We start from the raw sequence: 26643 nt of genomic DNA on the forward strand, positions 1-26643 counted from the left end.
CCCATTCGTGGCCGCCCGGTCAATGGCAGCTTCGCGGTGGAGCCCCGCCAGTCAAGGGTGGAGCGAAAGCGGAATCGGCGCAGCCGACGCGACCGGTAGGGAGCGCCCTTATACTGGCGGGGCGGAGGCGCCACACTTCCGGGGAACCGGGCGGCCCTGGCAACCGGGCAACGCCTCAGGCCGGCCCCACCTCCCGCCCCCACCCGGGGGAGGCGCCACACTTCCGGGGAACCGGGCGGCCCCGGCAACCAGGCAATGCCCCCGGCCGACCCCACCTCCCCCACCCGGGGGAGCCCACACCCCCCACCTCCACCCCCACGCCGACGCGCCCCCGATCGCCCGGCGGCAGCATCGAGCGCATGATGAGAATGATCGCTCTGCCCGGCGTGCCCCGCTGGGCCGCGTTCGCCGCGCACGCCGTGCCCTGGCTGACCCTGCCGTCCGGGGTGTGGCGCGTGGCCCTGGTCGCCGGGCTGCCCGTGGCCGCCGTCGAGCAGCGGGGAGCCGCTGAGGCCACGTACGTACTGATGTTGAGCGTGGTGTCGGAGGGGCTCGCGTTGCTGACGCTCGGGCTTGTGCGCGGGTGGGGTGAGATCGTTCCCGGGTGGGTACCCGGACTCGGCGGGCGACGGGTGCCGACGCTCGCCGCCGTGGTGCCGGCACTGCTCGGCGCCGCGGGGCTGTTCGCGATCGGGGGCTGGGCCTTCTACGCCCAGCTCGCCGGACTCGGAAGAGAGGGAGGTGTCACCGACGGCGCGGCGCAACACGTGCTGCTCGTGGTCTGCTACGTTCCGCTGATCGCCTGGCCGCCCCTGCTGACGGCGGTCGCCCTGGCCTATTACCGGCGCCGGACGACCCGCGCATCCTCCACGGCGGCGTAAAAGTTTACCCATCCCGACCAGCGGCCATGCGCCACGAGGCCAGAAATTCTTCCCCTAACGGGCTGAACTTTTGTTGATCGTGGGTCAGTTGACCGCTCCCCAGCCCTACCCTTCAGAGGGTGAACCAACTGATGTCCCGTGCGTCCGAACAGGAGTCCGACGACGTGTCAGGAACGGAGTCCGCTCCCGCGGAAACGCTTCCCGGCGCGCTGCCCGAACCGCTGCGCGTCGAGCTCACCGCCTTCCGTCGTGACCTCCACATGCACCCGGAGCTCGGCAACCAGGAGTTCCGTACCACCGCGGCCCTCAAGGCCCGCCTGGAGGAGGCGGGCCTCGCGCCCCGGGTGCTCCCCGCGGGGACGGGGCTCGTCTGCGACATCGGGGAGTGGGACGGCGTGCGCCCGATGCTCGCCCTGCGCGCCGACATCGACGCGCTGCCCATCCCCGACACCAAGCGCGGCGTGCCGTACCGCTCCACCGTGCCCGACCGCGCCCACGCCTGCGGCCACGACGTGCACACCACCGTCGTGCTCGGCACCGGCATCGTCCTCGCGGACCTGGCGGCGAAGGGGCAGCTGCCCTTTCCGGTGCGGCTGATCTTCCAGCCCGCGGAGGAGGTGCTGCCGGGCGGCGCCGCCGACGCGATCAAGGCGGGCGCCCTGGAAGGCGTGGGCAAGATCCTCGCCGTGCACTGCGACCCCCGCGTCGACGCGGGCCGCATCGGGCTGCGGCACGGCCCGATCACCTCCGCCTGCGACCGTCTGGAGGTCTCGCTCGACGGGCCCGGCGGGCACACCGCCCGCCCCCATCTGACCACCGACATCGTGACGGCGGTGGCCAAGGTCGCCACCGAGGCGCCGTTCCTCGTCGCCCGCCGCGTCGACGCCCGCTCGGGGCTCTCGCTGACGTGGGGCCGCATCGAGTCGGGCCACGCCCCGAACGTCGTGCCGCAACACGCGGAGCTGGCGGGGACCGTGCGCTGCCTGGACCTCAAGACCTGGCGGGAGGCGCCCGACCTGGTGCACGCCGCCATCCAGGAGGTCGCCGACCAGTACCGCGCCAAGCTGGAGATCAACTACGTACGGGGCGTCCCGCCCGTCGTCAACGCCCCCGGAGCGGCCGATCTGCTGCGGGACGCCATGGTCGCGCGGCGCGGCCCGCTCTCCGTGGAGAGCACCGAGCAGAGCCTCGGCGGCGAGGACTTCTCCTGGTACCTGGAGCACGTGCCGGGCGCCATGGCCCGACTCGGCGTACGCAAGCCGGGCGAGCGCGGGGTCCGCGACCTGCACCAGGGCGACTTCGACGCGGACGAGTCGGCGATCACGGTCGGCGTCGAACTCTTCACCGCGGCCGCCCTCCTGGACGCCGCACGCATGTGACGCGGGCCGTCACGTACGTGACGCGGGAAGCCGCGTAGGTGACGTGAGAAAGGGGAGGGGTGCCTACCGGGTGCCCCTCCCTCAGGCGTGCGACAAGTACGCGGCACGAATGGGTAACGGCCGCGCGAAAACCCGTTCCCCTCCCTTTCTACGCGCGTTAATGTGCGCCGAAATCAACGCCGCCAACGGTGCGTTGGGAAACGTGAGGAGTACGTCCTATGCGTCGTGTATCGAAACTTTCCCAGGTGGCCGTGGCGGTGGCGTCGCTCACCCTCGCGGCTTCCGCGTGCGGCAAGACGAGCAGCGAGGCGTCCAAGGACGACGGGGGCAAGGACGGCAAGGGCTCGGCCGGTTCGTCGTACAAGGGCAAGGGCATCGGTCTCGCCTACGACATCGGTGGCCAGGGCGACCAGTCCTTCAACGACGCGGCCTTCAGCGGCTACGACAAGGCCCGCAAGGAGTTCAAGATCGGTGGCGTGGACATGGAGCCGGGTGACGGCGAGTCCAGCGCCGACAAGGTCCAGCGCCTCGAACAGCTCGCCAGGCAGGGCTACGACCCGGTGATCGGCGTCGGCTTCGTCTACGCGCCCGCCGTCGAGGCGGCCGCCAAGAAGTATCCGAAGACCACTTTCGGGATCATCGACGACAACACCGTGAAGGCCGACAACGTCGCCGATCTCGTGTTCCACGAGGAGCAGGGTTCGTATCTGGCGGGTGTGGCCGCCGCGAAGGCGAGCAAGGCCAAGCACGTCGGATTCATCGGCGGAGTGGACATTCCGCTCATCCACAAATTCGAGGCCGGATTCGTCCAGGGCGTGAAGTCGGTCGATCCGAAGATCGAGATCGAGAAGCGGTATCTGACGGAGAAGCCCGAGGAGGGCGGCTTCTCCAGCCCCGACAAGGGGCAGAACGCGGCGAGCGGACAGATCGAGGCGGGCGCCGACGTGATCTACCACGCCGCCGGCCTCTCGGGGCAGGGCGTCATCCAGGAGACCGGCTCGCAGAAGAAGTGGGCGATCGGCGTCGACTCCGACCAGTACGCGCAGAAGGCGCTCGCCAAGTACAAGGACCACATCCTCGGCTCCGCGCTGAAGGACGTCGGCGGCGCGGTGTACGACCTGTCGAAGTCGGTCGTCGAGGGCAAGCCGATGAAGGGCGAGCAGCGCTACGACCTCAAGTCGGGCCGCGTCGGGTTCGCCGACTCCAACCCGAAGTACCGGGAGATGAAGGACGTCGTCGCCGCGGTCGAGAAGGCCAAGGAGGACGTCATCAGCGGCAAGGTCGAGGTCAAGACCGAGCCGTGACCCGCGGCGGCGCCGCGGCCCCGCACGTTGTACGTAGTACGCCGTCGGCACGTTGTACGTAGTACGTCCCCTGCCACCTGGGCGCCCCTGTCATCGGGGGCGCCTTTGGCGTGTTCGTGCCCCCGTCATCCCCCCGACGCCGCGTGGCCACAGGTCGATAACGGACCGGACAGAAGGGTTCTTATGTCAGGTCTACGCGCGTTACGCTGCGGCGAAATCAGCGCCAGGTGAGGCGCTCGTACGTGCTTGTGCTTGCTTGACTCAAGGAGTTCGTCTCTATGCGCCGGGTGTCTCGAATAGCTGTCGCGGGCGCCGCGACCGCGGCCCTTGCCGTCTCCGTCTCCGCCTGTGGTGGCACGTCCAGCGACGCCGCCGCCAGCAAGGACGACAAGAACAAGGGCGTCGCCATCGCCTACGACGTCGGTGGCGCCGGCGACCAGTCCTTCAACGACGCCGCGACCGTCGGCATGAAGAAGGCCGCCGCCGAGTTCAAGACCGGCGAGAAGGCCGTCGAGCCGGTCGACGGCGAGTCCGACGCCGACAAGACGCAGCGCCTGACGCAGCTCGCCAAGCAGGGCTACAACCCCGTCATCGGTGTCGGCTACGCCTACGCGCCCGCCATCAAGGAGGTCGCGGAGAAGTTCCCGAAGACCACCTTCGGCATCGTCGACGACGAGACCGTCAAGGCGGACAACGTCGCCGACCTGGTCTTCAGCGAGCAGGAGGCGTCCTACCTCGCGGGCGTCGCCGCCGCCAAGACCACCAAGTCCAAGACCGTCGGCTTCATCGGCGGCGTGGACGTCCCGCTCATCCACAAGTTCGAGGCGGGCTTCGCCCAGGGCGTCAAGGACACCGACCCCAAGGTCAAGGTCGTCAAGCAGTACCTGACGGAGAAGGCCGAGGACGGCGGCTTCTCCAGCCCCGACAAGGGCAAGACGGCCGCGCAGGGCCAGATCGAGAAGGGCGCCGACGTGGTCTACCACGCCGCCGGCCTCTCCGGCCAGGGCGTCATCGAGGCCGCCGCCGCCAAGAAGGTCTGGGCGATCGGCGTCGACTCCGACCAGTACAAGCAGGACGCGCTCGCCAAGTACAAGAAGCACATCCTGACGTCCGCCACCAAGGACGTCGCGGGCTCGGTCTACAACCTGGCGAAGGCCGTCGAGGACGGCAACGCCAAGGGCGGCGTCGTCCGCGCCGACCTCAAGTCCGGCGGTGTCGCGCTCGCGGAGTCGAACCCCGAGTTCATGAAGATGAAGGACGTCCAGGCCGCCCTCGACAAGGCCGAGGCGGGCATCAAGGACGGAAAGATCAAGGTCAAGACCACGCCGTGAGGCCAGGCCGCAAGGCCATGGCGTGACGGCGTGACGCCGTGACGGCAGCGGGATGTCCGTGCGACGGGGTGTGGGGGAGGATGGTTCACCCCGCGCCCCGTTCGCGCGGCCCGCGGCCCGACTCCCCCTCGTACGGCGGTACTTCGCACGAGGGACCTCCTCAGCAGCATCCACGAGGACCCAGCAGCACCACATAGCAGGGGCACTGCGCGCGTAGGCGGCCCCTTTCCTTCAGTTCCCCGAGGAGAGTGCGCCATCGACGCGTCCACCAACCCTCCGCCCATCGCCGTCGAACTCGTCGGCATCACCAAGCGCTTCCCGGGAGTCGTGGCCAACCACGACATCCGCCTCGCCGTCCGCAAGGGCACCGTGCACGCCCTCGTGGGCGAGAACGGCGCCGGCAAGTCGACCCTGATGAAGATCCTCTACGGCATGCAGAAGCCGGACGAGGGCACCATCACCGTCGACGGCGAGCAGGTCGCCTTCGCCAGTCCGGCGGACGCGATCGCGCGCGGCATCGGCATGGTCCACCAGCACTTCATGCTGGCCGACCAGCTGACCGTCCTGGAGAACATCGTGCTCGGCAGCGAGAAGCTGCACGGCATCGGCGGCGCCGCCCGCCGCAAGATCGCCGAGATCTCCGAGCGCTACGGCCTCGGGGTGCGCCCCGACGCGTACGTCGAGGACCTCGGCGTGGCCGACCGGCAGCGCGTGGAGATCCTCAAGGTCCTCTACCGCGGCGCCACCACGCTGATCCTCGACGAGCCCACGGCCGTGCTCGTGCCGCAGGAGGTCGACGCGCTCTTCGACAACCTGCGCGAGCTGAAGTCCGAGGGCCTGTCCGTCATCTTCATCTCCCACAAGCTGGGCGAGGTCCTCTCCGTCGCCGACGACATCACCGTCATCCGGCGCGGCACGACGGTCGGCACGGCCGTCCCCGCCGAGACGACACCGCGCCAGCTCGCCGAACTGATGGTCGGCAGCGAGCTGCCGACCCCGGAGACGGCGGAGTCGACGGTCACCGACCGGCCGATGATCCAGGTCGAGGGCCTGAAGCTGCTGGCCGACGGCGAATCGGGCCGGGCGCTGCTCGACGACATCTCGTTCACCATCCACGAGGGCGAGGTCCTCGGCATCGCGGGTGTCGAGGGCAACGGCCAGACCGAGCTGATCGACGCGCTCATCGGCCTGAAGCACGCCGACTCGGGCGTGATCCGCATGGCGGGCGAGGACATCACCGCCCACCCCACGCGCAAGCGGCGCGAGGACGGCATCGGCTACATCCCCGAGGACCGCCACCGCCACGGGCTCCTCCTGGAGTCCCCGCTGTGGGAGAACCGCATCCTCGGCCATGTCACCGAGCGGCCGAACGCCGGCGGCAAGGTGGGCTTCTGGCTGGACCTCAAGAGCGCCCAGGCCGACACGCGCCGCATCGTCGAGGAGTACGACGTCCGTACGCCCGGCATCGACGTGACGGCGGCCTCGCTCTCCGGCGGCAACCAGCAGAAGCTGATCGTCGGCCGCGAGATGAGCCACAAGCCGCGCTTCCTGATCGCCGCCCACCCCACCCGCGGTGTGGACGTCGGCGCGCAGGCGCAGATCTGGGACCAGATCCGCGAGGCCCGCCGCGAGGGCCTCGCCGTACTGCTGATCTCCGCCGACCTGGACGAGCTGATCGGCCTCTCCGACACCCTCCGCGTGATCTACCGCGGGACGTTCGTGGCGGACGCCGACCCGGCCACCATCACGCCGGAGGAGCTGGGGTCGGCGATGACGGGTGCCGCCTCCGGTCACCTGGAACACGTCGAGTCCGGTGACGGCTCCGAGGAGGACGACAACCGATGAAGAAGTTCGACAGGGAGCGCGTGCTCCTCGCGGTGGCCGGACCGGTCATCGCCCTGGTCGTGGCCGTGGCGCTGACCTCGGTCGTGCTGCTCGCCTCGGGCAAGAGCCCGATCGAGCCGTACAGCCTGATGCTGGAGCAGGCCACCTTCTCCGACATCCAGGTCCTGATCCTCAATCAGGCGGGGATGTACTACCTGGCGGCGCTCGCGGTGGCCATCGGCTTCCGCATGAACCTGTTCAACATCGGCGTGGACGGGCAGTACCGCCTGGCCGCGATGGTGACCGCCGTCGTCGGCACGCACCTCGCGCTGCCCTCGTTCCTGCAGATCCCCATGCTCATGCTGGTCGCCATGCTCACCGGCGCCTTCTGGGCCGGCATCGCGGGCATCCTCAAGACCACCCGCGGCGTCAGCGAGGTCGTCGCGACGATCATGCTCAACGCCATCGCGACGAGCGTCATCGCCTACCTCACCCTCACCGAGAACTTCGGCGTCCCGGTCGGCAACAACCAGACGACCGGTGTCATGGAGAAGTCCGGCTGGTTCCCCGGCATCAAGGTCGCGGGCGGCGAGATCTACGGCTTCGTGGTCATCGCGGTGCTCGCGGGCGTCCTGTACTGGCTGATCCTCAACCGCACCCGGTTCGGTTTCGACCTGCGCGCCACCGGCGCCTCCGAGTCGGCCGCCGCGGCCTCCGGCGTCAACGCCAAGCGCATGGTGCTCAGCGCCATGCTGATCTCCGGCGCGGTCTCGGGCCTCGCGGGCCTGCCGATCCTGCTCGGCGACACCCACACGTACAGCCTCTCCTTCCCCGCGGGCCTCGGCTTCACCGCCATCGGCATCGCGCTCCTCGGCCGCAACAACCCGGTCGGCATCGCCTTCGCGGCGCTGCTCTGGGCCTTCCTCGACAAGGCGTCGCCCGCCCTCGACTACGCCCAGCCGGAGGCGTACGACAAGGAGATCGCGGTGATCATGCAGGGCCTCATCGTGATCGCGGTCGTCGTCTCCTACGAGGAGGTGCGCCGCTGGGGCCTGCGCCGCCAGCAGCGCCGTGTCGGTGAGGAACTGGCCGCCGCCGCCCGGGCGAACGGCAACAACGGCAACAACGGCAACAACGACTCCGTGAAGGAGGTGGCTGCCCGATGAGCACGGCAACCGTCGCCAAGCCCCCGGCCAAGCAGCCCTCGCCGGGCCGCCGCCGCGTCTCGCTCCCCGTCCTGCTGCTGATCATCGCGGGCGTCCTGGTGCTGACCTCCGTGGTCCGCCTCGTCACGGGCGCGGACGGCATCACGTCCACCGGCCAGATGTCCACGGCCCTCAAGCTCGCCGTGCCGATCGGCCTCGCGGGCCTCGGCGGCCTGTGGGCCGAGCGCGCGGGCGTGGTCAACATCGGCCTTGAGGGCATGCTGATCCTCGGCACCTGGTTCGGCGCCTGGGCGGGCTTCCAGTGGGGCCCGTGGGTCGGCGTCCTCTTCGGCATCCTCGGCGGCGCGCTCGGCGGACTGCTGCACGCGATCGTCACGATCACGTTCAACGTCAACCACATCGTCTCCGGTGTCGCCCTGAACATCCTCGCCCTCGGCGCCACCCGCTACCTCGCCACCTTCGCCTTCGAGGGCGAGGAGGGCGGTACGTCGAAGCAGTCGCCGCCCGTCGAGTCGCTCGGCGACTTCTCCGTGCCGGGCCTCTCCGACTGGCTCCAGGACCTGAACGACAAGCACTGGTTCCTGGTCTCCGACCTCGCGGGCCTGGTCGGCGGCCTGATCACCGACCTCTCGCCGCTCACCGTCATCGCCGTGGCGATGGTGCCGCTGAGCTGGTGGGTCCTGTGGCGCACCTCGTTCGGTCTGCGCCTGCGCTCCTGCGGCGAGAACCCGATCGCCGCCGAGTCGCTCGGCGTCAACGTCTACAAGTACAAGTACCTGGCCGTGGTCATCTCCGGCGGCCTCGCCGGACTCGGCGGCGCCTTCCTCTCCCTGGTCGCCTCCAACATCTACCTGGAGGGCCAGACCGGCGGGCGCGGCTACATCGGCCTCGCCGCGATGATCTTCGGCAACTGGATGCCGGGCGGACTCGCGCTGGGCGCGGGCCTGTTCGGTTACACCGACAGCCTGAAGCTCCGGGGTGGCGGCACCAACGTCCACGCGCTGCTGCTGCTCCTCGCGATCCTGCTGGTCATCGGCGCGGTCTACCTCGTCTGGCGCAAGCGGTACATCCCCGCGGCGATCACCGCGGCCGTCTCCGCGCTGATGTTCGTGTGGTACGGCTTGACCGACGAGGTGCCCAACCAGGTCGTCACCGCCACGCCGTACGTGGTGACCCTGCTGGTCCTCTCGCTCTCCGCCCAGCGGCTGCGCATGCCGAAGGCGGACGGAATGCCGTACCGAAAGGGACAAGGCAAGTGACGACTGCTTCCGCGGACACCGACTGGGACGCCCTGCGGGAAGCCGCGCGCGCGGCCATGTCCCGCGCGTACGCGCCCTACTCCGGGTTCCCGGTCGGTGCCGCGGCCCTGGTCGACGACGGCAGGACGGTCTCCGGCTGCAACGTGGAGAACGCCTCCTACGGCCTCGGCCTCTGCGCCGAGTGCGGCCTGGTCTCCCAGCTCCAGCTCACCGGGGGCGGCCGGCTCACCCACTTCACGTGCGTGGACGGCAAGGGCGAGATCCTCATGCCGTGCGGCCGCTGCCGCCAGCTCCTGTACGAGTTCGGGGGCGCCGGCCTCGTCATGGAGACGCCCTCGGGGGTGCGGACGCTCGGCGATATGCTGCCGGACGCGTTCGGCCCGCAGCACCTCAACTGAACAACGGCCCCGCACCCTGGAGACTCCCGTGGTGCGGGGCCGCCTTCATCTCCGCCCTCTATGCGCGTAGAGTCCCGAACACATCCGCATACGTACGCTGTTGTACCGCTGGAAGGACATGCCAATGGACGTCATCTCCGTCATCCGCACCAAGCGCGACCGGGGCGAGCTCAGCGACGAGCAGATCGACTGGGTCATCGACGCCTACACGCGCGGCGCGGTCGCCGACGAGCAGATGTCCGCCCTCGCCATGGCGATCCTGCTCAACGGCATGAACCGCAAGGAGATCGCCCGCTGGACCGCCGCGATGATCGCCTCCGGTGAGCGCATGGACTTCTCCTCGCTCTCCCGCCCGACCGCCGACAAGCACTCCACGGGCGGCGTCGGCGACAAGATCACGCTGCCGCTCGCCCCGCTGGTCGCCGCGTGCGGCGCGGCCGTCCCGCAGCTCTCGGGCCGGGGCCTCGGCCACACGGGCGGCACCCTGGACAAGCTGGAGGCCATCCCCGGCTGGCGCGCGCTGCTGTCCAACGAGGAGATGCTGAGCGTCCTCGACGGCGTCGGCTCGGTCATCTGCGCGGCCGGCGACGGCCTGGCGCCCGCCGACAAGAAGCTCTACGCCCTGCGGGACGTGACCGGCACCGTCGAGGCGATCCCGCTGATCGCCTCGTCGATCATGTCGAAGAAGATCGCCGAGGGCACGGGCTCGCTCGTCCTCGACGTGAAGGTCGGCACGGGCGCCTTCATGAAGAACCTCGGCGACGCCCGCGAGCTGGCGTCCACGATGGTCGAGCTGGGCACCGACAGCGGCGTCCGCACGGTGGCTCTGCTGACGGACATGTCGACCCCCCTCGGCCTCACGGCGGGCAACGCCCTTGAGGTCCGGGAGTCCGTGGAGGTCCTCGCGGGCGGCGGCCCCGCGGACGTCGTCGAGCTGACCCTCGCCCTGGCCCGCGAGATGCTCGACGCGGCGGGCCTGAAGGACGCCGACCCGGCGAAGGCGCTGGCCGACGGCTCGGCGATGGACGTGTGGCGCCGCATGATCGCGGCCCAGGGCGGCGACCCGGACGCGGAGCTGCCGGTGGCCCGCGAGACGCACGTGGTGAAGGCCCCGTCGTCCGGCGTCCTGACCCGGCTGGACGCGTACGACGTCGGCGTCGCCGCCTGGCGCCTGGGTGCGGGCCGCGCCCGCAAGGAGGACGTCGTCCAGGCGGGCGCGGGCGTGGAGCTCCACGCGAAGCCGGGCGACTCCGTGGAGGCGGGCGCCCCTCTCCTCACCCTGCACACGGACACCCCGGAGCGCTTCGACTACGCGCTCCAGTCCCTGGAGGGGGCCTTCGACATCGCTGCCGAGGGGGCGTCCTTCGCGCCGACGCCGATCGTGCTCGACCGGATCGGCTGACCCCACCGCCCCGGGGCGGTGCCTTGGCCAAGGCGTACTCGTACGGGTGAACGGGACCGGTGGACCGCCACCGGTCCCGTTCGGCATGCTGGGATCGGTGACGCATCTGAGAAGGGGACCGCCATGGGCGCACTCACCGTAGGCCATGAGCCTGGTCAGAGCTGGGACGACCTCGTCCGGCTCTGGGAGGAGATGGAGTGGCCCGAGGGCAGCAAGGTGGAGATCATTGAAGGGGTCATCACCGTGTCGCCCAGTCCCTCGAACAATCACAACGAGATCGCTGAGCTGATTCACCGGCAGCTGAGTTCGATCCCATTCGAGCTTGGCATTTACCACGAGCAGACCATTCTTGTGCCGTCTCGGACGAGTGCCTACATCCCCGATCTGGTCGTGGCCCCGCGAGCGGACGTAGTGGGAAAGGGGGAGCAGCACATTCCGGCTGCTGCCGCCGAACTGGTCCTTGAGGTCACGTCACAGTCGAACGCAAGTCACGACCGCATCAGTAAGGTCGCGGGCTATGCGGCGGGTGGCGTACCTCTGTACCTGCTCGCCGACCGTTGGGCCTCCGGCGGCCCCACCATCACCCTTTACGGAGACCCCCGAGGCGGCGTCTACCGTGCGCTTCGAACCTGCAAGTTCGGCGAGGCGGTCAAGCTCCCCGCCCCCTTCGACCTGGAGATCGACACCAGCGCGTTCCCCGTGGACTGACGCACGCAGGCTTCACCGGGCGGCCCCACCGATGAGTTCCGCCCGCCCCGCCGGTCCACCCTGCATGGCCGACCCCGAAGCGCACCCCCGAGCACACCTCATCCGCATCGCGGGCCCTCTGCGCCCGGAGGACGTGCCCCGCCTCTGCGAAGAGGTGACCGCCGCGAGGCACGGCCCCGGTGCCGACGTCATCTGCGACGTCACCGCCGTGACGACCTCCGACCTCGCGACCGTCGACGCCATCGCCCGGCTCCAACTGGCCGCCCGCAGAGCGGGGAGACGGATACGGCTCCGCAACCCCGCCCCCGCCCTGCTCGCCCTCCTCGGCCTCCTCGGACTGACCGAACTCCTCGGCCTAGTCGTCGAGGTGGAGCGGCACCCCGAAGAGGGGGAACCACCGCTGGGTGTCCAGGAAGCAGTGGAAGCCGGCGATACGGCCCTGTGAGATCTCGATGACCTGGATCGACCAGGGCATGTAACCGCCGTTCTCCGGGTCGGGCTTGTACTGCGCGAAGCCCGGCGTGCCGTTCACGTCCACCGGCAGGAGGCGGCCGTTGGCGCACGCGGCGCCCATCGTGGACATGAAGCCCGTGATGTCCCCGGTGCCCCGCAGCCACAGGTCGAACGGCGGCATCGTCATGACGGCGTCCTCGGCGAGCAGCGCCGTGAGCGCCGCCATGTCATAGCCCTCGAAGGCGGCGACATAGCGGTCGAGGAGCTTCTGCTGCTCCTCGTCGAGCGGGTCGGAGACGGCGGTGTCGTCCTCCGGGCGCTCGGCGAGGGTGGCGCGGGCCCGCTGGAGAGCGCTGTTGACCGAGGCCACGGAGGTGCCGATCAGCTCGGCGACCTCACTGGCCTTCCACGCGAGGACCTCGCGGAGGATCAGCACGGCCCGCTGCTTCGGCGGCAGGTTCTGCAGGGCCGCGACGAACGCCAGGCGCACCGACTCCTTGGCGACGGCCGCCTCGGCGGGGTCGTGGAGCGACGGCAGGACGCGGGCGTCCGGCATCGGCTCCAGCCAGGTGTTGTCGGGGCGCGGGGTGAGCGCCGCCTGCGCCAGCGGGGCGGCGGCGGTCAGGTCCATGGGGCGGGCGCGGCGGTTGCCCGCGTTCAGCATGTCCAGGCAGACGTTCGTCGCGATGCGGTACAGCCAGGAGCGGACGCTGGAGCGGCCCTCGAACTTGTCGAAGCCGCGCCAGGCCCGCACCATCGTGTCCTGCACGGCGTCCTCGGCCTCGAAGGCCGAACCCAGCATCCGATAGCAGTACCCGGTCAGCTCGACCCGGTGCTTCTCCAGCGTGACGTCCAGATCGGTCGTCGTCCCTGCCATGTCGCTCATCCCCACCCCTGAAGCCATGTCCGAACGGCCCCGCGAAGGGCCTGCATCGGAAGCTACAGCAGCCCACCGACAACGGCCCCCCGAGTCGGAGAACCCGCAGGCCGGGGCCTGTTGTCAGGCCGACGCGGGGACGGCCCGCCCGCTCGCGCGGGCCGCGCGCGAACCCCACAGAGTGACCGACACGACGCCAAGCACCGCCAGGAGCCCGAGCCCCACGGTCCAGGACCAGCCGCCCGCGTGGAAGGCGACGGCACCGAGCGTGCCGCCCGCGCTGGACCCCAGGTAGTACGCGGACTGGTACAGGGCGGAGGCCTGCGCGCGGCCCGTGGCCGCCGTACGGCTCACCGACGACGACGCCACCGCGTGCCCGGCGAAGAACCCGGCGGTGATCAGCACCAGGCCGAGCAGCACCAGGCCCAGCGAGGGGGAGAGGGACAGGAGCAGCCCGCCCGCGGTCGTGCTCACCGCCAGGTAGAGCGCGCCGCGCCGGCCGAGCCTGGCCACCAGCTTGCCCGCGGCGGCGGAGGAGACCGTACCGACGAGGTAGACGAGGAAGACCGAGCCGATGACGCCCTGCGGGAGCGAGAAGGGCGCCTCGGTGAGCCGGTAGCCGATCACGGTGTAGACCGCGCCGAAGACGGTCATGAACAGCGCCCCGATCGCGTACAGCCTGCACAGCAGCGGGTTCGACAGGTGCGTACGGACCGTGCGCCCCAGGGCCCTCGGGCTCAGGGAGGCCGGGGTGAAGTGCCGCGGCGCGGGCAGCAGCGCGCGGAAGGCGACGGCGCACAGGACGGCGACGACGCCCACGACGCCGAGCGCCGCGCGCCAGCCCCACGCCTGCGCGACCCAGCCGGTCACGATGCGCCCGCTCATGCCGCCGATGGAGTTGCCCGCGACGAACATGCCGATGGCGGCGACCAGCGCCTTCGGCCGCACCTCCTCCGCGAGGAACGCCATCGCCGACGCGGGGAGCCCCGCCAGGGCCGCGCCCTGCACGGCGCGCAGCGCGATGAGCACCTCGACCGACGGGGCGAAGGGGACCAGGAGGCCGACGGCGACCGCGACGGTCAGCGAGGCGGTCATGACCGCGCGCCGCCCGAAGCGCTCGCTGAGCGCGCTGAGGGGGAGGACGAGGAGAGCCAGTGCGCCCGTCGCCGCCGACACCGTCCAGCTCGCCGTGCTCGCGCTCACCCCGAAGTCGTCGGAGACGAGGGGGAGGAGGGCCTGCGTGGAGTAGAGGAGGGCGAAGGTGGCGACGCCCGCGAGGAAGAGCGCGAAGCTCATCCTGCGGTAGCCGGGCCCGCCGGGCGCCATGCGCGAGTCGGCGGCCGAGGGGGCGGGGGACGACGGGGTGAGGGCGACCGCTGGGGTGGTGGCGGGCGCCCCGCTACTGGCAGGAGGCATGCCCCGAACGTACGACCGCGTTTCTGATGCGTCCAATGCATGGAATCGCCATAATCGTTCCCATGCAGCATCAGCACAGGCCGGCGGCGCGCGTGTCACACGACAGTGACCCGGAGGACATCGTGACGCTGCTCGCCCCACGCCTCGCGTACTTCGCGGGCGTCGCGCGTACCGAGCACGTCACGCGCGCCGCCCAGGAGATGCAGATCCCCCAGTCGACGCTCTCCCGCGCCCTCGTACGCCTCGAAAGGGACCTCGGGGTCGAGCTGTTCGCGCGCCGCGGGCGCACCGTCTCGCTCACCCCGGCCGGCCGCACCTTCCTCGCCCCGGTCGAGCGTGCCCTCGGCGAGGTGGAGCGCGCCGCCGAGTCGGTGCGGGCCGACGCCGACCCGGAGACCGGCAAGGTCGCCTTCGGCTTCCTGCACACCATGGGCTCGGAGACCGTGCCGGGGCTGCTCCGCGCCTTCCGCGCCGACCACCCGCGGGTGCGCTTCAGCCTCGTGCAGAACTACGGCGAGGCGATGCTGGAGCGGCTGCGCGCCGGTGAACTCGACCTCTGCCTCACCTCGCCCGTGCCCGACGCCCCCGACCTGGTCGCCCGGCGCCTCGACGAGCAGCGGCTGCGCCTGGTCGTCCCCGACGACCATCGCCTGGCCGCGCGCAGGCGCGTCCGCCTCGCGGAAGCCGCCGAGGAGGCCTTCGTGACCCTCGAACCCGGCTACGGCCTGCGCCGCATCACGGACGACCTCTGCCAGGAGGCGGGCTTCAGGCCCCGCGTGGCCTTCGAGGGCGAGGAGGCGGAGACCCTGCGCGGCCTGGTCGCGGCGGGCCTCGGCGTGGCGCTCCTGCCCCCGCCCGCCGTGCCGCGCCCCGGCGTGGTGGAGCTGACGGTGACGGGCCAGCGGGCGGTGCGCGAGATCGGCGTCGCGTGGCTGGACGGCCACCCGGACACGCCGCCGGTGACGGCCTTCAAGGCGTTCCTGCTGAGCAGGAAGGGCAAGCTGCTGCAGCAGTCGACGTGACCGGGCCGGCCACCGCCTCACCGCCGGAGCGACTGCCCGAAGCCGGAGGCCAGCGGCATCCGGAGCCCCAGGGGCGGCGGAGCCGCCAAGGCGTCCTCCAGGGGCCGGGCGAACCCGGCACCGAACAGCGTCCCCATCACGAAGTCGGAGGCCAGCGCGAGGACTTCGCCGTGGTGCTGGCTCAGCCGGTGCCCGTCCGAGTGCACCTCGAACCGGCACACGTCGCGGTTGGCCTTCTTGGCCCGCTGCGCGAGCCGGAACGACAGCTCCGGATCGGTGCGTTCGTCGTTCGTGCCGTGCACGATGAGGACCCGCCGCCCCGCGAGCTGCTTCACCGGTTCGGGCGGCGCCGCCATGTCCTCCTCCGGCAGCCAGGGCGCCAGCGCGAGGACGGACTCGACGGCGCTGTGCCCGCCGGCGCGCAACGCCGCCCTGCCGCCCATGTCCACCCCGGCGAGGCAGACGGGGACGTCGCCGTAGAGGCGTACGATCTCGTCCGCCGCCCAGGACGCGTCGTGGGCGAGCTGCGCCTGCGCGCCGTTCCAGCCGCGGCTGCGGTAGTGCACGACGTGCGCGGCGAGCCCCGCCGCGCGCCCGTCGTGGGCCAGCCTGCGGCCGAGCGCGCGCACGGCGCCCGCCGCGAGCGGAGAGGGTCTGCGCGTGGATGTCTCGGTGCCGCCGGGCAGCAGCAGGACCGCGCCGCTCACCGCCGAAGGAGCCGTTCCGACCACGCGCCCGAGCCTGGGCGCGCCCGCGGGCCCCGCCGTCCCATGCTGTGCCATGACAGAACAGTGTCAGAAGCGACGGTGTACGCCACCCGTCCGCAGGGTCACTGTTACGTATCGACCAGTGAGTTCTACGCGCGTAGGCGCTACAGTGCCGAAATGACGAGCCAGACTCACACGCCCGGTCACACGGACCGCGAGACGCCCAGCGCCGAACAGATCCGCCGCGCCCCCAAGGTGCTCCTCCACGACCACCTGGACGGCGGCCTGCGCCCCGGCACGATCGTCGAACTCGCCCGGGAGAACGGGTACGGGGCACTGCCCGAGACCGACCCCGACAAGCTCGGGATCTGGTTCCGCGAGGCCGCCGACTCCGGCTCCCTGGAGCGGTATCTGGAGACCTTCGCCCACACCTGCGCGGTCATGCAGACGAAGGACGCCCTCAAGCGCGTCGCCGCCGAGTGCGCCGAGGACCTCGCCGAGGACGGCGTGGTCTACGCCGAGATCAGGTACGCCCCCGAGCAGCACCTGGAGCAGGGCCTCACCCTCGAAGAGGTCGTCGAGGCCGTCAACGAGGGCTTCCGCGAGGGCGAGCGCCGCGCGAAGGAGAACGGCCGCCGCATCCGCGTGGGCGCCCTGCTCACCGCCATGCGGCACGCCGCCCGCGCCCTGGAGATCGCCGAACTGGCCAACCGCTACCGCGATCTCGGTGTCGTCGGCTTCGACATCGCGGGCGCGGAGGCGGGCTTCCCTCCCACCCGCCACCTCGACGCCTTCGAGTTCCTGAAGCGCGAGAACAACCACTTCACGATCCACGCGGGCGAGGCGTTCGGCCTGCCGTCGATCTGGCAGGCCCTCCAGTGGTGCGGCGCCGACCGCCTCGGCCACGGCGTGCGCATCATCGACGACATCGAGGTCGCGGAGGACGGCAGCGTCCGCCTCGGCCGCCTCGCCTCCTACGTACGGGACAAGCGCATCCCCCTGGAGCTCTGCCCGACGTCGAACCTCCAGACGGGCGCCGCGACCTCGTACGCCGAACACCCCATCGGCATGCTGCGGAAGCTGCACTTCCGGGCCACGGTGAACACCGACAACCGGTTGATGTCCGGCACGAGCATGAGCCGCGAGTTCGAGCACCTGGTCGACACGTTCGGCTACACGCTCGACGACATGCAGTGGTTCACCGTCAATGCGATGAAATCAGCATTCATTCCTTTCGATGAGCGCCTCGCCATGATCAACGACGTGATCAAGCCCGGCTACGCCGAGCTGAAGTCCGAGTGGCTCTTCCGCCAGACCGTGTCCACCGGCACGTCTGCCGCGAAGTAGCGCACGGTCCGCGCGGCGCCGCGGAGCACGGGAGCGGCCGGGGCCGTACGTCACCCGGCCGCTTTTTCGCGTCCCGCCGCCCGTGATCCGGCGGCGGCCCGGTCGTTGAACCGCCCGGATACCCGTCATCGAATTCGCAAGGACGCCCTGAAGATGAAGCAGTCCGCCGCCAAGACCCTCGGTGTCGCCGCTCTCGGTGTCGCCTTCGCCGCCGCGGGAGCCGGTGCGGCGAACGCCGCCGCGGCCCCCGTCGTACCCGCCCCCGCGGCCCTCGGCACCCTCGCGTCGGCCCTCCCGGTCGGCCAGATGGCCGACACGCGGCCCGAGGGCGGCGCCGAGTCCGTCGCCGCCAGGCAGGGCGCCCTCCTGGGCGGCATGGCCGCCGCGCGGCCCACCGCGGAAGGGGCCGTCCAGTCGCTCACGTCGACGGAGCGCGAGCATGCGCTCGGCGCCGTGCTCGACGGCCTGCCGGTCAACGGCAGCGGACTGAACGGCATGCCGCTCTAGGGCCACGGCCGACGCGGCCGACGAAGGGGCGCCCCTCCCGCCGCGGGAGGGGCGCCCCTTCGTCTTCGGTCACCAGGCCGTGCGGCCGGCCTTGTCCTCGGAGGGCAGCAGGAACCACATGGCCAGGTAGAGCAGGAACTGCGGGCCCGGCAGCAGGCAGGAGACCAGGAAGATCACGCGCATCGTCTTCGCGGAGGTGCCGAAGCGCCTGGCGAGGGCTGCGCACACTCCGCCGATCATCCGGCCGTGGGTGGGGCGGGCAAGGGCGGTCATGTCGGGCTCCTTCTCGAACCGTGGGCGGGAGGACTCTGGTGTGCCTCGATGTCTCCAAGCTACGGCCGAAACCGGAACGAAGCGTCGCTCTACGGTGCGATCCCGACCCTGGGAATCGTCGGGGTCGGACCCTGAGATGCCTCCTCCCGCGGGAGGGCGGTGCCGCGCTCCGTCCCGAGGCGGTGGCGGAGCCTGGCCCGCGCCGCGGGCACCACCGCGAGGTGGACGGCCGCCACGCCGAGCGTGTTCAGGAGCAGCGAGTCGATGTCGACGACCTGGCCGGGCACGCCGGTCTGCAGCAGCTCGATGCCGAGCGAGAGCAGCGCCGCGGCGGCGACGGTTCGCACCAGGGAACCCCACGGCGACACGACGAGCCGGCCGCCGGCCAGCGGGAGCAGCACGCCGAGGGGCGCGAGCAGCAGCACGGCCTCGCCGATCCTGCGGGTGGCCTGCACCCCGCCGAGCGCCAGATCCGCCTTGATCCCGGCGAGCGGCTGCAGATTCGCGGCGCTCACCCAGGGCACGTCCAGCGGACGCAGCGTGATCCATCCGACGAGCAGAAGATGCGCGGCGAGGAGGAGTCCTCCCGCCGCACGGAAGCGGATGGCGGCAGTACGGCCGCCCGAGCCTTGACGCACGCCCCCCAAGACGTCATGGGCGGCAGGATCGGTTCCGCGTCCACGCGCCTGTTACCCGGCGGTCGCTTCTGTTACCGCACCGTCTCAGAGGGCGGCTCCACCGAGCCGGGCCGCGACCGGACCTCCGGCGCGCACGTGTAGCGCCGCAGCGGATCGCCACCGGGGCCGCCCATGATCACTGTCTGGTCCTCGGCCGACGCGGCACTGTCGGCCAGGGTGCACACGATCTGCGCGAGCGCGAAGGCGGAAAGGTCCTGCGGCGGCCTGCTCAGGCGCACCGCCTCCTCGGGCTCGCCCCGCGAGGGCCCGGTGACCGTGACGCCGCCGCGTACGTCCGTGGCGAAGCCGGCCTGCTTCTCGGCCTCCGAAGGGGGCGCGGCCAACTCGTCGAGCAGGGCCTGCGCGATCCGAACCCGGTCGCTGGCCGCCCTGGACTCGTGGACCCGCACGGCACGGTCGACGGTCACGAGCTGGGCCGCGCAGACCAGGAAGACCTGCACGGGGACCTCGCTGCCCGACTGCGACGCGATGCTGGAGCCCGACATCAGGCACGGCACCCGCGACGGGGCGGGCCCGAAGTCGGTCGGCACCTCCGTGGACCTGATCCCGCATCCGGCGAGCCCGGCGGTCAGGACGGCGGTGACGACCGCGGCGCGTATCCGACGCCCGGTCATGCGGCGCCTCCCTCGGTCTCGGCACGCTCTTCGGGGCTCCCGCCGTCCCGCGGCAGCCGCAGCGTGAAGACCGCTCCGCCCTGCGGGCAGTTGGCCGCGGAGATCTCACCGCCGTGGATGTGCGCGTTCTCCAGGGCGATGGACAGCCCCAGACCGCTGCCCTCGGACCGAGGCCGGGACGCGCTCGCCTTGTAGAAGCGGTCGAAGACGTGCGGCAGGACCTCCTCGGGGATACCGGGACCGTGATCGCGTACGTCGATGACCAGCTCCGCGTCCTCCAGGCGGACGGAGACCTTCACCGGGGAGCCGCCGTGCTTGAGGGCGTTGCCGATCAGATTGGCGAGGATCACGTCGAGCCGGCGCGGGTCGAGCCGTACGGTGATGCCGCGCTCGGCGTCCAGCTCGACCGCGTCCAGCCAGGCGCGGGCGTCGATGCACGCGGTGATCTGGTCGGCGATGTCCACGTCGTCCAGGACCAGGCGCGCGGTGCCCGCGTCGAAGCGGGTCACCTCCATGAGGTTCTCCACGAGGTCGTTCAGGCGGCGCGTCTCGCTCACCACCAGGCGTACGGCGGGCTCGATCATCGGGTCCACCGAACCGGTCTCCGCGTCCAGCTCCTCCTCCAGGACCTCGGTCACGGCCGTGATGGCGGTCAGCGGGGTGCGCAGCTCGTGCGACATGTCGGCGACGAAGCGGCGCGACGCCTCCTCGCGGGCGCTCATGTCGGCGACCTTCTTCTCCAGGTTCTCCGCGGTCCTGTTGAACGTGCGGGAGAGGTCCGCCAGTTCATCGGTGCCGGAGACGCGCAGCCGGGTGTCGAGCTTGCCCTCGCCCAGCCTGCGCGCGGCGACCCCCAGGCGGTGCACCGGTTTGAGCACGGTCGTCGCGGCGGCCTGGGCGAGCAGCGCGGAGCCGATCAGGGCCAGCGCGGTGGCGATCGCGAGGGACCAGCCGAGCGAACTGAGGTCCTTGGCCTCCGGTTCGAGGGACTTCAGCATGTAGCCGGTCGGGCCGCCGCCGATCACCTTGGCGCCGCCGACCAGGTACGGGGTGCCGTGCTCGGAGGTCCGCTGCCAGTACAGGTGGTAGGCACTCTTGTTGCCCGACGTGACCGGCTGCCGCTTGGTCACCGCCTTCTGGAGCGCCCCAGGGACCTTGGCGAGCGTGAAGGCGTCCAGGTCGGAGTAGCCGACTATCCGGCCGCCGCCCTTCTTCTCGGCGACGAGCAGCACGCTGTAGCGCTGGCTGCTGCTCGCCATCTGCCCGGCCGCGATCTGCAGTTCCTCCTGCGAGGGGCTGGCGCGCAGCGCGCCGGCCCGTGTCTGCATCTGCTGCCGGAAGTCCTTCAGCGCGGCGTCCTGCGCACGCGTCAGCACGGCCTCGCGGTTGAGCCAGTACGCGATGCCGGACGCGGAGACGGCGGCGGTGAGCGCCACCAGCGCGAACACCAGGACGAGCCGGAGCCGCAGACTCGTGAGGCGCCACCCCGCCAGGAGGGCCTTGCGTGCCGCGGGCAGACCGCGGACCCTGCCTTGCGCGTCGGTCACTGAGGCGTGTCCAGCCGGTATCCGACGCCGCGCACCGTACGGATCAGGGTGGGCGACGACGGCACGTCCTCGACCTTGGCGCGCAGCCGCTGCACGCACGCGTCGACGAGCCGGGAGTCACCGAGGTAGTCGTGCTCCCAGACCAGGCGCAGCAACTGCTGCCGCGACAGGGCCTGACCCGGCCTGCGGCTCAGCTCCAGGAGCAGCCGCAGCTCGGTCGGGGTGAGCTGGAGGTCCTCGCCGTTCTTCGTCACCGTCATCGCGGCGCGGTCGATGACCAGCGAACCGAACGTCGCCGCGTCATTGGCCTCGCGCTCGCCGCGCCGCAGCACGGCCCGGATACGGGCGTCGAGGACGCGGCCCTGCACGGGCTTGACCACGTAGTCGTCGGCGCCGGACTCCAGGCCCACGACCACGTCGATGTCGTCGCTCCGCGCGGTGAGCAGGATGATCGGCAGCTGGTCGGTGCGCCGGATGCGACGGCACACCTCGAACCCGTCGATGCCCGGCAGCATCACATCCAGCACGATCAGGTCCGGCCGCTGCTCGCCGAGCAGCTTCAGGCCGTCCTCGCCGGTGGCAGCAGTGGCGACCCGATGTCCCTGGCGCGTCAGCGAAAGCTCCAGGGCCGTCCGGATGGCGTCGTCGTCCTCGATCAGCAACAGGGAAGGCACGGACGTCATTCTGTCCCATGGCAGGGCTCCAGTACGACTGCTGGAGCGCTCCCTCACCTCACCCTCACGCACGGAAGGGGCGCCGGACCCCTGTGACAGGGCTGTGACAGTCGGCGGACACCGTCATGAAGTCGGTCCGGCAATCTTTTGGTCAGACGGAAGAAGCACCACAGCACAGACCGAACGAACCGGACTCCACCCGACGGGGGGCGCGAGATGAACACGCTGCACAGCACCAGGTCAAGCGCAGTTGTCACGCGTCTCCACGACGTCGGCCGGAGCACTGAGAAGTCCGGTGCCGTGAGCGGGCGGGGGTGCGCTCGCGGCACCGGGCGTCAGCACACCGCGTACATGACGGTGGTTGACGCGCCGCACGGGGGAACCGCGTACGGAGAGGCCCCGGGGGAGCGGAAGACCTTGTCGGAGGCGGAGTTCACCGCCTACGTCCAGGAACGCCGCGCCTCTCTGTACGCCACCGCCTACCACCTGACCGGTGACCGGTACGAGGCCGAGGACCTGCTGCAGAGCGCCCTCTTCTCCACGTACCGGGCCTGGGACCGGATCAGTGACAAGGCCGCGGTCGGGGGCTACCTCCGCCGCACCATGACGAATCTGCACATCAGCGCGTGGCGCCGCCGCAAGCTGAACGAGTACCCGACCGAGGAGCTGCCGGAGACGGTGGGCGACACGGACGCGATGCGCGGCACCGAGCTGCGCGCCGTGCTGTGGCAGGCCCTGGCCCGGCTGCCCGAACTCCAGCGCACGATGCTGGTCCTCCGCTACTACGAGGGCCGCACCGACCCGGAGATCGCGGACATCCTCGACATCAGCGTTGGCACGGTGAAGTCCAGCATCTGGCGGTCGCTCCGCCGGCTGCGCGAGGACGAGGTCCTCAGCTTCGGCCGTGACCAGGAGGAGTCCTTCGGCGAGTTGGTCGCCTGAGGATCGGGGGGAAGCACGGGGGAAGCACGGGGGACGCCGCTCCGGGGGGACGCGGCGGAGCACGGGGGAACAACGGGGGATCACGGGGGAAACAGGTAGCGGGACCGGAAGGCCGGGGGGTCTTTCCGGTCCTTCTGCCTTTCCGGTCCTTCTGCCTTTCCGGACGCGGAGCGGGCGGGTCCCCGCGCGGTGAGCGGTCCGGCTCAGCCCACGTCGGCGCGGGCCGCCGCGCGCAGGCCCGCCGCCGCGGCGGCGGCGACCCGCCCCAAGGCCTCGTCGGCCCCGCACGGGTGCGCCCCGAGGGCGGCCTGCCGCGCGACGATCTCGCGCTCCGCGCGCATGAGCCGCCACCCCCTGCGCAGCAGGAACGCCACGGACTTGCGCCCCTCGCGCAGATCGCGGAGGAGCCGCCGCCGGAACGTGGTGGAGGGCCGCCCCCGCAGGCAGATCGCGTCGGCGAGCACGCCGGTCTCCCGGCACCGCTCCACGATGTCCGCCGCGAAGATGCCCTCGGCGATGAACAGCGGCGAGTGCCCGATGTCCAGCGCCTCCCGGCCGACACGCGAGCTGGTCGCGATGGAGTACACAGGGACCTTCGTGTGCCCCGTACGGCACAGCTCCTCGATGGCGGCGAGCGCCACGTCCGCGTCCCAGGAGGCGGGGGAGTCCCAGTCGATGTCCGAGCTGCCCGGGACCTGCGGCAGCGTCGGGTCGTCGCCCTCCTTGTAGAAGTCGTCGAGGCAGAGCACGGGGAGCCCGGAGCGGGCGGCGAAGACGGACTTGCCCGAGCCCGAGGGGCCGCAGAGCAGCACGACGCGCGTGGGTATCGGGGGATGGGAGCCCAATGCACTGACCCTTTTCAGATGTTGGTTCGCCTCGGCGTGGTCGGAAGTCATTATCAACGGCGCGGCGAAGGCTGCCCATACCGGCCGTGAACGGGCCACGAAGCGGGGTGCGAACGCATGTCCGGGCCGCGCGTCGCCGGTGGCGCCCCACGGACGCCGTCAACTACGGTACGTGCTCGCGCGCTTACTCACCTCACCTGGACAAGGGCGGTACTGATGGCACGACAGGCGGCACACACGTCACCCGGGCCCGGCGCCCGCGCACTGCTGCGCGCGGGCCTGACGCTCACCGCGGCCGGTGCCGCGCTCGGCGTGGGCGGTACGGCCGCCGGGGCCGCGGAGTCCGCCCCCGCGCCGGACACGGTCTCCGCGCCGGACACGGTCTCCGCGCCGGACGGTGCCGGGCGCACCTCGGCCGTCGGGGGCCTGACGGGCGCGGTGGGCAGTGTGGCGGGGAGCGGCGTCGCCCCCGTCACGTCGTTGCAGCTGGACCCGCTGGCGAACACCGGCGCCGACCCGCTCGACAACTCCCTCGGCACACAGGTCGCGGACTTCCGGCCGGTCAGCACGGCCGCCGTCACCGACCCGGTCGCCCGGGGCGCCTCCCTGGACGACCTGCCGGTGGTGGGCGCGGCGGCGGGACTGCTGCCCGGCTAGGTGCCGGCAGGACGGCGGCGGACATGGCGGAGCCCCGGTCTCCTGGACGGCGGAGGCCGGGGCTTCGGTGTGCCCGGAAGCGGCTAGTAGGCCGAGCCCGACGCGCCCAGGGAGCCCGTGGGGTGCCAGACCGTCTTCGTTTCGAGGAAGGCTGTCAGGCGGTGCGTGCCCGGGTCGGCGGAGAAGTCCACAGGCTGTGGACGCAGCACGCGCTTGAGGTTGTCGGCCGCGGCGATCTCCAGGTCGCGCGCGAGGTCCGCGCCCGCGCCCGTCAGGTCGATCGCGTTGACGTCCTGGTGGGCGGCGAGCGGCGCCGCGATCTCGGCGGTCTTCCCGGTGAGGATGTTGACCACACCGCCGGGCACGTCGGAGGTCGCGAGGACCTCGCCCAGCGAGAGCGCGGGCAGCGGGCACTTCTCCGAGGCGATCACCACGGCGGTGTTGCCCGTCGCGATCACCGGGGCGAGCACCGAGACCAGGCCCAGGAACGACGACTCCTGGGGCGCGACGACCGTGACCACACCGGTCGGCTCGGGCGTCGACAGGTTGAAGAACGGGCCCGCGACCGGGTTCGCCCCGCCCGCCACCTGGGCGATCTTGTCGGTCCAGCCCGCGTACCAGACCCAGCGGTCGATCGCCGCGTCGACCTGTGCGGCGGCCTCGGACTTGGAGATGCCCTCCGCGTCCCTGACCTCCCGCACGAACTGGTCCTTGCGGCCCTCCAGCATCTCCGCGACGCGGTAGAGGACCTGGCCGCGGTTGTACGCGGTCGCGCCCGACCAGCCGCCGAACGCCTTGCGGGCGGCGACGACCGCGTCACGGGCGTCCTTGCGGGAGGAGAGGGGGGCGTTCGCGAGCCACCTGCCCTTTGAGTCGTTCACCTCGTACACCCGGCCGCTCTCGGAGCGGGGGAACTTGCCCCCGACGTACAGCTTGTAGGTCTTCAGAACCGTGAGTCGGTCAGACATCGAGGTACGCCTCCAGCCCGTGCCGGCCGCCCTCGCGGCCGAAGCCCGACTCCTTGTAGCCGCCGAACGGCGACGTCGGGTCGAACTTGTTGAAAGTGTTGGCCCAGACGACGCCCGCCCGGAGCTTGTTCGCGACCGCGAGGATGCGCGAGCCCTTCTCCGTCCAGATGCCGGCGGAGAGGCCGTACTGCGTGTTGTTAGCCTTGGCGACCGCTTCGTCCGGCGTGCGGAACGTGAGGACGGACAGCACCGGGCCGAAAATCTCGTCGCGGGCGATGGTGTGTGCCTGCGTGACGTTGGTGAAGAGGGTCGGCGCGAACCAGTAGCCGCTCTCCGGCAGGTCGCACGGCGCGGACCAGCGCTCGGCGCCCTCCGCCTCGCCGGTCTCGGCGAGCGCGGTGATGCGGGCGAGCTGCTCGGCGGAGTTGATGGCGCCGATGTCGGTGTTCTTGTCCAGCGGGTCGCCCAGGCGCAGGGTCGAGAGGCGCCGCTTGAGCGAGTCGAGCAGCTCCTCCTGGACCGACTCCTGTACGAGGAGACGCGACCCGGCGCAGCAGACCTGGCCCTGGTTGAAGAAGATGCCGGTGACGATGCCCTCGACGGCCTGGTCGACGGGGGCGTCGTCGAAGACGATGTTCGCGCCCTTGCCGCCCAGCTCCAGCGTGACCTTCTTGTCCGTGCCCGCGACCTGGCGCGCGATGGCCTTGCCGACGGCGGTCGAGCCCGTGAAGGCGACCTTGTCCACGTCGGGGTGGGCGGTCAGGGCCGCGCCCGCGTCGCCGTACCCGGGAAGGATGTTGACGACGCCGTTGGGCAGGCCGGCCTGGCGGCAGATGTCCGCGAAGAACAGCGCCGACAGCGGAGTCGTCTCGGCGGGCTTCAGGACGACCGTGTTGCCGGTCGCGAGCGCCGGAGCGATCTTCCAGGCCAGCATCAGGAGCGGGAAGTTCCACGGGATGACCTGCCCCGCGACGCCGAGCGGCGCGGGGTTCCTCCCGTACCCGGCGTGGTCGAGCTTGTCGGCCCAGCCCGCGTAGTAGAAGAAGTGCGCGGCGACCAGCGGGAGGTCGGCGTCGCGCGTCTCCTTGATGGGCTTGCCGTTGTCCAGGGTCTCCAGAACGGCCAGCTCGCGGCTGCGCTCCTGGATGATCCTGGCGATCCGGAAGAGGTACTTGGCGCGCTCGGCGCCCGGCAGCGCCGACCACGTCCCGAACGCCTTGCGGGCGGCGCGCACCGCGCGGTCGACGTCGGCCTCGCCGGCCTGCGCGACCTCGGAGAGGACCTCCTCCGTGGCGGGGGAGACCGTCTTGAAGACCTTGCCGTCGGCGGCCTCGGTGAACTCGCCGTCGATGAACAGGCCGTAGCTCGGCGCGATGTCGACGACCGAGCGGGATTCCGGCGCGGGCGCGTACTCGAAGGGAGTGGAGGTCAGGGAGCTCATGGG

At 71.3% G+C, this 26643-nt stretch carries 27 protein-coding genes; 16 read left to right on the plus strand and 11 right to left on the minus strand.

Annotated features, from left to right (window positions below; genetic code table 11):
* Positions 1-359 precede the first annotated feature (359 nt).
* The 11 genes from AB0I16_RS24980 (at position 360) to AB0I16_RS25030 (ending at position 12097) form a co-directional block, all read left to right on the plus strand.
* Positions 360-881: a hypothetical protein gene (locus AB0I16_RS24980; protein WP_363251773.1), complete on the plus strand. Its 522-nt coding sequence runs from the start codon at positions 360-362 to the stop codon at positions 879-881.
* Positions 882-1012: 131 nt separating this feature from the next.
* The gene (locus AB0I16_RS24985) at positions 1013-2260 is read left to right on the plus strand and encodes an amidohydrolase (protein WP_363251858.1); all 1248 of its coding nucleotides are present in this window, start codon (positions 1013-1015) and stop codon (positions 2258-2260) included.
* Between the two features lie 218 nt (positions 2261-2478).
* The gene (locus AB0I16_RS24990) at positions 2479-3564 is read left to right on the plus strand and encodes a BMP family ABC transporter substrate-binding protein (protein WP_363251774.1); all 1086 of its coding nucleotides are present in this window, start codon (positions 2479-2481) and stop codon (positions 3562-3564) included.
* Positions 3565-3842: 278 nt separating this feature from the next.
* A complete protein-coding gene (locus tag AB0I16_RS24995) occupies positions 3843-4895 on the plus strand; it encodes a BMP family ABC transporter substrate-binding protein (protein WP_363251775.1) in 1053 nt (350 codons plus the stop codon).
* A gap of 255 nt (positions 4896-5150) precedes the next feature.
* On the plus strand, positions 5151-6740 hold the full coding sequence (locus AB0I16_RS25000) for an ABC transporter ATP-binding protein (protein ID WP_363251859.1): 1590 nt from the start codon (positions 5151-5153) through the stop codon (positions 6738-6740).
* Entirely contained in the window at positions 6737-7885 is a 1149-nt protein-coding gene (locus tag AB0I16_RS25005) for an ABC transporter permease (RefSeq protein WP_363251776.1), read from the plus strand. Before AB0I16_RS25000 ends, AB0I16_RS25005 begins: the two co-directional genes overlap by 4 nt.
* Positions 7882-9144 (plus strand): ABC transporter permease, encoded by a 1263-nt coding sequence (locus AB0I16_RS25010; RefSeq protein WP_363251777.1) that lies wholly within the window; start codon positions 7882-7884, stop codon positions 9142-9144. The genes AB0I16_RS25005 and AB0I16_RS25010 overlap by 4 nt, the downstream gene beginning before the upstream one ends.
* The gene (locus tag AB0I16_RS25015; RefSeq protein WP_363251778.1) at positions 9141-9542 is read left to right on the plus strand and encodes a cytidine deaminase; all 402 of its coding nucleotides are present in this window, start codon (positions 9141-9143) and stop codon (positions 9540-9542) included. The genes AB0I16_RS25010 and AB0I16_RS25015 overlap by 4 nt, the downstream gene beginning before the upstream one ends.
* 124 nt (positions 9543-9666) lie before the next feature.
* Positions 9667-10944: a thymidine phosphorylase gene (locus tag AB0I16_RS25020; protein WP_363251779.1), complete on the plus strand. Its 1278-nt coding sequence runs from the start codon at positions 9667-9669 to the stop codon at positions 10942-10944.
* A gap of 123 nt (positions 10945-11067) precedes the next feature.
* Positions 11068-11652: a Uma2 family endonuclease gene (locus tag AB0I16_RS25025; protein WP_363251780.1), complete on the plus strand. Its 585-nt coding sequence runs from the start codon at positions 11068-11070 to the stop codon at positions 11650-11652.
* Positions 11653-11716: 64 nt separating this feature from the next.
* The gene (locus AB0I16_RS25030) at positions 11717-12097 is read left to right on the plus strand and encodes an STAS domain-containing protein (protein ID WP_363251781.1); all 381 of its coding nucleotides are present in this window, start codon (positions 11717-11719) and stop codon (positions 12095-12097) included.
* Here AB0I16_RS25030 and AB0I16_RS25035 read toward each other — a convergent pair.
* Positions 12008-12991: a sigma-70 family RNA polymerase sigma factor gene (locus tag AB0I16_RS25035; protein ID WP_363251782.1), complete on the minus strand. Its 984-nt coding sequence runs from the start codon at positions 12989-12991 to the stop codon at positions 12008-12010. The two genes, AB0I16_RS25030 and AB0I16_RS25035, sit on opposite strands and share 90 nt — an antisense overlap.
* 114 nt (positions 12992-13105) lie before the next feature.
* Positions 13106-14398, minus strand: a complete 1293-nt coding sequence (locus AB0I16_RS25040; RefSeq protein ID WP_363251783.1) for an MFS transporter — start codon at positions 14396-14398, stop codon at positions 13106-13108.
* Between the two features lie 62 nt (positions 14399-14460).
* Between AB0I16_RS25040 and AB0I16_RS25045 the strand changes: the two genes are divergently transcribed.
* A complete protein-coding gene (locus tag AB0I16_RS25045) occupies positions 14461-15420 on the plus strand; it encodes a LysR family transcriptional regulator (protein ID WP_363251784.1) in 960 nt (319 codons plus the stop codon).
* Between the two features lie 17 nt (positions 15421-15437).
* Here the strand turns inward: AB0I16_RS25045 and AB0I16_RS25050 are convergent, their stop codons facing one another.
* Positions 15438-16202 carry an alpha/beta hydrolase gene (locus AB0I16_RS25050; RefSeq protein ID WP_363251785.1) on the minus strand — a complete coding sequence of 255 codons (765 nt, stop codon included), beginning with the start codon at positions 16200-16202 and terminating at the stop codon, positions 15438-15440.
* Positions 16203-16304: 102 nt separating this feature from the next.
* Between AB0I16_RS25050 and AB0I16_RS25055 the strand changes: the two genes are divergently transcribed.
* Positions 16305-17474 (plus strand): adenosine deaminase, encoded by a 1170-nt coding sequence (locus AB0I16_RS25055; protein WP_363251786.1) that lies wholly within the window; start codon positions 16305-16307, stop codon positions 17472-17474.
* A gap of 153 nt (positions 17475-17627) precedes the next feature.
* Entirely contained in the window at positions 17628-17981 is a 354-nt protein-coding gene (locus AB0I16_RS25060; protein ID WP_363251787.1) for an ATP-binding protein, read from the plus strand.
* Positions 17982-18050: 69 nt separating this feature from the next.
* On the opposite strand, the gene AB0I16_RS25065 is transcribed toward AB0I16_RS25060, so the two are convergent.
* From AB0I16_RS25065 to afsQ1, 5 genes are all read right to left on the minus strand, one after another.
* Positions 18051-18254, minus strand: a complete 204-nt coding sequence (locus AB0I16_RS25065) for a PspC domain-containing protein (RefSeq protein WP_363251788.1) — start codon at positions 18252-18254, stop codon at positions 18051-18053.
* A gap of 89 nt (positions 18255-18343) precedes the next feature.
* Complete coding sequence (locus AB0I16_RS25070; protein WP_363251789.1) at positions 18344-18901, minus strand: VanZ family protein; 558 nt, start codon at positions 18899-18901, stop codon at positions 18344-18346.
* 62 nt (positions 18902-18963) lie between these two features.
* Complete coding sequence (locus AB0I16_RS25075; RefSeq protein ID WP_363251790.1) at positions 18964-19566, minus strand: hypothetical protein; 603 nt, start codon at positions 19564-19566, stop codon at positions 18964-18966.
* Positions 19563-21113: a HAMP domain-containing sensor histidine kinase gene (locus AB0I16_RS25080; protein ID WP_363251791.1), complete on the minus strand. Its 1551-nt coding sequence runs from the start codon at positions 21111-21113 to the stop codon at positions 19563-19565. The genes AB0I16_RS25075 and AB0I16_RS25080 overlap by 4 nt, the downstream gene beginning before the upstream one ends.
* Complete coding sequence (gene afsQ1, locus AB0I16_RS25085; RefSeq protein ID WP_030779097.1) at positions 21110-21787, minus strand: two-component system response regulator AfsQ1; 678 nt, start codon at positions 21785-21787, stop codon at positions 21110-21112. Before afsQ1 ends, AB0I16_RS25080 begins: the two co-directional genes overlap by 4 nt.
* Positions 21788-22003: 216 nt before the next feature.
* On the opposite strand from afsQ1, the gene AB0I16_RS25090 reads away from it, so the two are divergent.
* A complete protein-coding gene (locus AB0I16_RS25090) occupies positions 22004-22729 on the plus strand; it encodes a SigE family RNA polymerase sigma factor (RefSeq protein ID WP_363251792.1) in 726 nt (241 codons plus the stop codon).
* Positions 22730-22932: 203 nt separating this feature from the next.
* Here the strand turns inward: AB0I16_RS25090 and AB0I16_RS25095 are convergent, their stop codons facing one another.
* Positions 22933-23574 (minus strand): ATP-binding protein, encoded by a 642-nt coding sequence (locus AB0I16_RS25095; RefSeq protein WP_363251793.1) that lies wholly within the window; start codon positions 23572-23574, stop codon positions 22933-22935.
* Between the two features lie 216 nt (positions 23575-23790).
* Here AB0I16_RS25095 and AB0I16_RS25100 point away from each other — a divergent pair, with 216 nt between their 5' ends.
* Complete coding sequence (locus tag AB0I16_RS25100; RefSeq protein WP_363251794.1) at positions 23791-24231, plus strand: hypothetical protein; 441 nt, start codon at positions 23791-23793, stop codon at positions 24229-24231.
* A gap of 83 nt (positions 24232-24314) precedes the next feature.
* On the opposite strand, the gene AB0I16_RS25105 is transcribed toward AB0I16_RS25100, so the two are convergent.
* The gene (locus AB0I16_RS25105; protein ID WP_363251795.1) at positions 24315-25199 is read right to left on the minus strand and encodes an aldehyde dehydrogenase family protein; all 885 of its coding nucleotides are present in this window, start codon (positions 25197-25199) and stop codon (positions 24315-24317) included.
* Positions 25192-26640: an aldehyde dehydrogenase family protein gene (locus AB0I16_RS25110; RefSeq protein ID WP_363251796.1), complete on the minus strand. Its 1449-nt coding sequence runs from the start codon at positions 26638-26640 to the stop codon at positions 25192-25194. The genes AB0I16_RS25105 and AB0I16_RS25110 overlap by 8 nt, the downstream gene beginning before the upstream one ends.
* Positions 26641-26643: the final 3 nt, after the last annotated feature.

It is taken from the genome of Streptomyces sp. NPDC050703, from assembly GCF_040654435.1.
In the GTDB taxonomy this organism is placed as follows: Bacteria; Actinomycetota; Actinomycetes; order Streptomycetales; family Streptomycetaceae; genus Streptomyces.

Excerpts from the sequence above, each read along its gene's own strand:
- AB0I16_RS24980 (WP_363251773.1), top strand. The coding sequence starts at position 360 with ATGATGAGAATGATCGCTCTGCCCGGCGTGCCCCGCTGGGCCGCGTTC.
- AB0I16_RS24985 (WP_363251858.1), top strand. The coding sequence starts at position 1,013 with ATGTCCCGTGCGTCCGAACAGGAGTCCGACGACGTGTCAGGAACGGAG.
- AB0I16_RS24990 (WP_363251774.1), top strand. The coding sequence starts at position 2,479 with ATGCGTCGTGTATCGAAACTTTCCCAGGTGGCCGTGGCGGTGGCGTCG.
- AB0I16_RS24995 (WP_363251775.1), top strand. The coding sequence starts at position 3,843 with ATGCGCCGGGTGTCTCGAATAGCTGTCGCGGGCGCCGCGACCGCGGCC.
- AB0I16_RS25005 (WP_363251776.1), top strand. The coding sequence starts at position 6,737 with ATGAAGAAGTTCGACAGGGAGCGCGTGCTCCTCGCGGTGGCCGGACCG.
- AB0I16_RS25010 (WP_363251777.1), top strand. The coding sequence starts at position 7,882 with ATGAGCACGGCAACCGTCGCCAAGCCCCCGGCCAAGCAGCCCTCGCCG.
- AB0I16_RS25020 (WP_363251779.1), top strand. The coding sequence starts at position 9,667 with ATGGACGTCATCTCCGTCATCCGCACCAAGCGCGACCGGGGCGAGCTC.
- AB0I16_RS25025 (WP_363251780.1), top strand. The coding sequence starts at position 11,068 with ATGGGCGCACTCACCGTAGGCCATGAGCCTGGTCAGAGCTGGGACGAC.
- AB0I16_RS25030 (WP_363251781.1), top strand. The coding sequence starts at position 11,717 with ATGGCCGACCCCGAAGCGCACCCCCGAGCACACCTCATCCGCATCGCG.
- AB0I16_RS25035 (WP_363251782.1), bottom strand. The coding sequence starts at position 12,991 with ATGAGCGACATGGCAGGGACGACGACCGATCTGGACGTCACGCTGGAG.
- AB0I16_RS25040 (WP_363251783.1), bottom strand. The coding sequence starts at position 14,398 with ATGCCTCCTGCCAGTAGCGGGGCGCCCGCCACCACCCCAGCGGTCGCC.
- AB0I16_RS25045 (WP_363251784.1), top strand. The coding sequence starts at position 14,461 with ATGCAGCATCAGCACAGGCCGGCGGCGCGCGTGTCACACGACAGTGAC.
- AB0I16_RS25050 (WP_363251785.1), bottom strand. The coding sequence starts at position 16,202 with ATGGCACAGCATGGGACGGCGGGGCCCGCGGGCGCGCCCAGGCTCGGG.
- AB0I16_RS25055 (WP_363251786.1), top strand. The coding sequence starts at position 16,305 with ATGACGAGCCAGACTCACACGCCCGGTCACACGGACCGCGAGACGCCC.
- AB0I16_RS25060 (WP_363251787.1), top strand. The coding sequence starts at position 17,628 with ATGAAGCAGTCCGCCGCCAAGACCCTCGGTGTCGCCGCTCTCGGTGTC.
- AB0I16_RS25065 (WP_363251788.1), bottom strand. The coding sequence starts at position 18,254 with ATGACCGCCCTTGCCCGCCCCACCCACGGCCGGATGATCGGCGGAGTG.
- AB0I16_RS25075 (WP_363251790.1), bottom strand. The coding sequence starts at position 19,566 with ATGACCGGGCGTCGGATACGCGCCGCGGTCGTCACCGCCGTCCTGACC.
- AB0I16_RS25090 (WP_363251792.1), top strand. The coding sequence starts at position 22,004 with ATGAACACGCTGCACAGCACCAGGTCAAGCGCAGTTGTCACGCGTCTC.
- AB0I16_RS25100 (WP_363251794.1), top strand. The coding sequence starts at position 23,791 with ATGGCACGACAGGCGGCACACACGTCACCCGGGCCCGGCGCCCGCGCA.
- AB0I16_RS25105 (WP_363251795.1), bottom strand. The coding sequence starts at position 25,199 with ATGTCTGACCGACTCACGGTTCTGAAGACCTACAAGCTGTACGTCGGG.
- AB0I16_RS25110 (WP_363251796.1), bottom strand. The coding sequence starts at position 26,640 with ATGAGCTCCCTGACCTCCACTCCCTTCGAGTACGCGCCCGCGCCGGAA.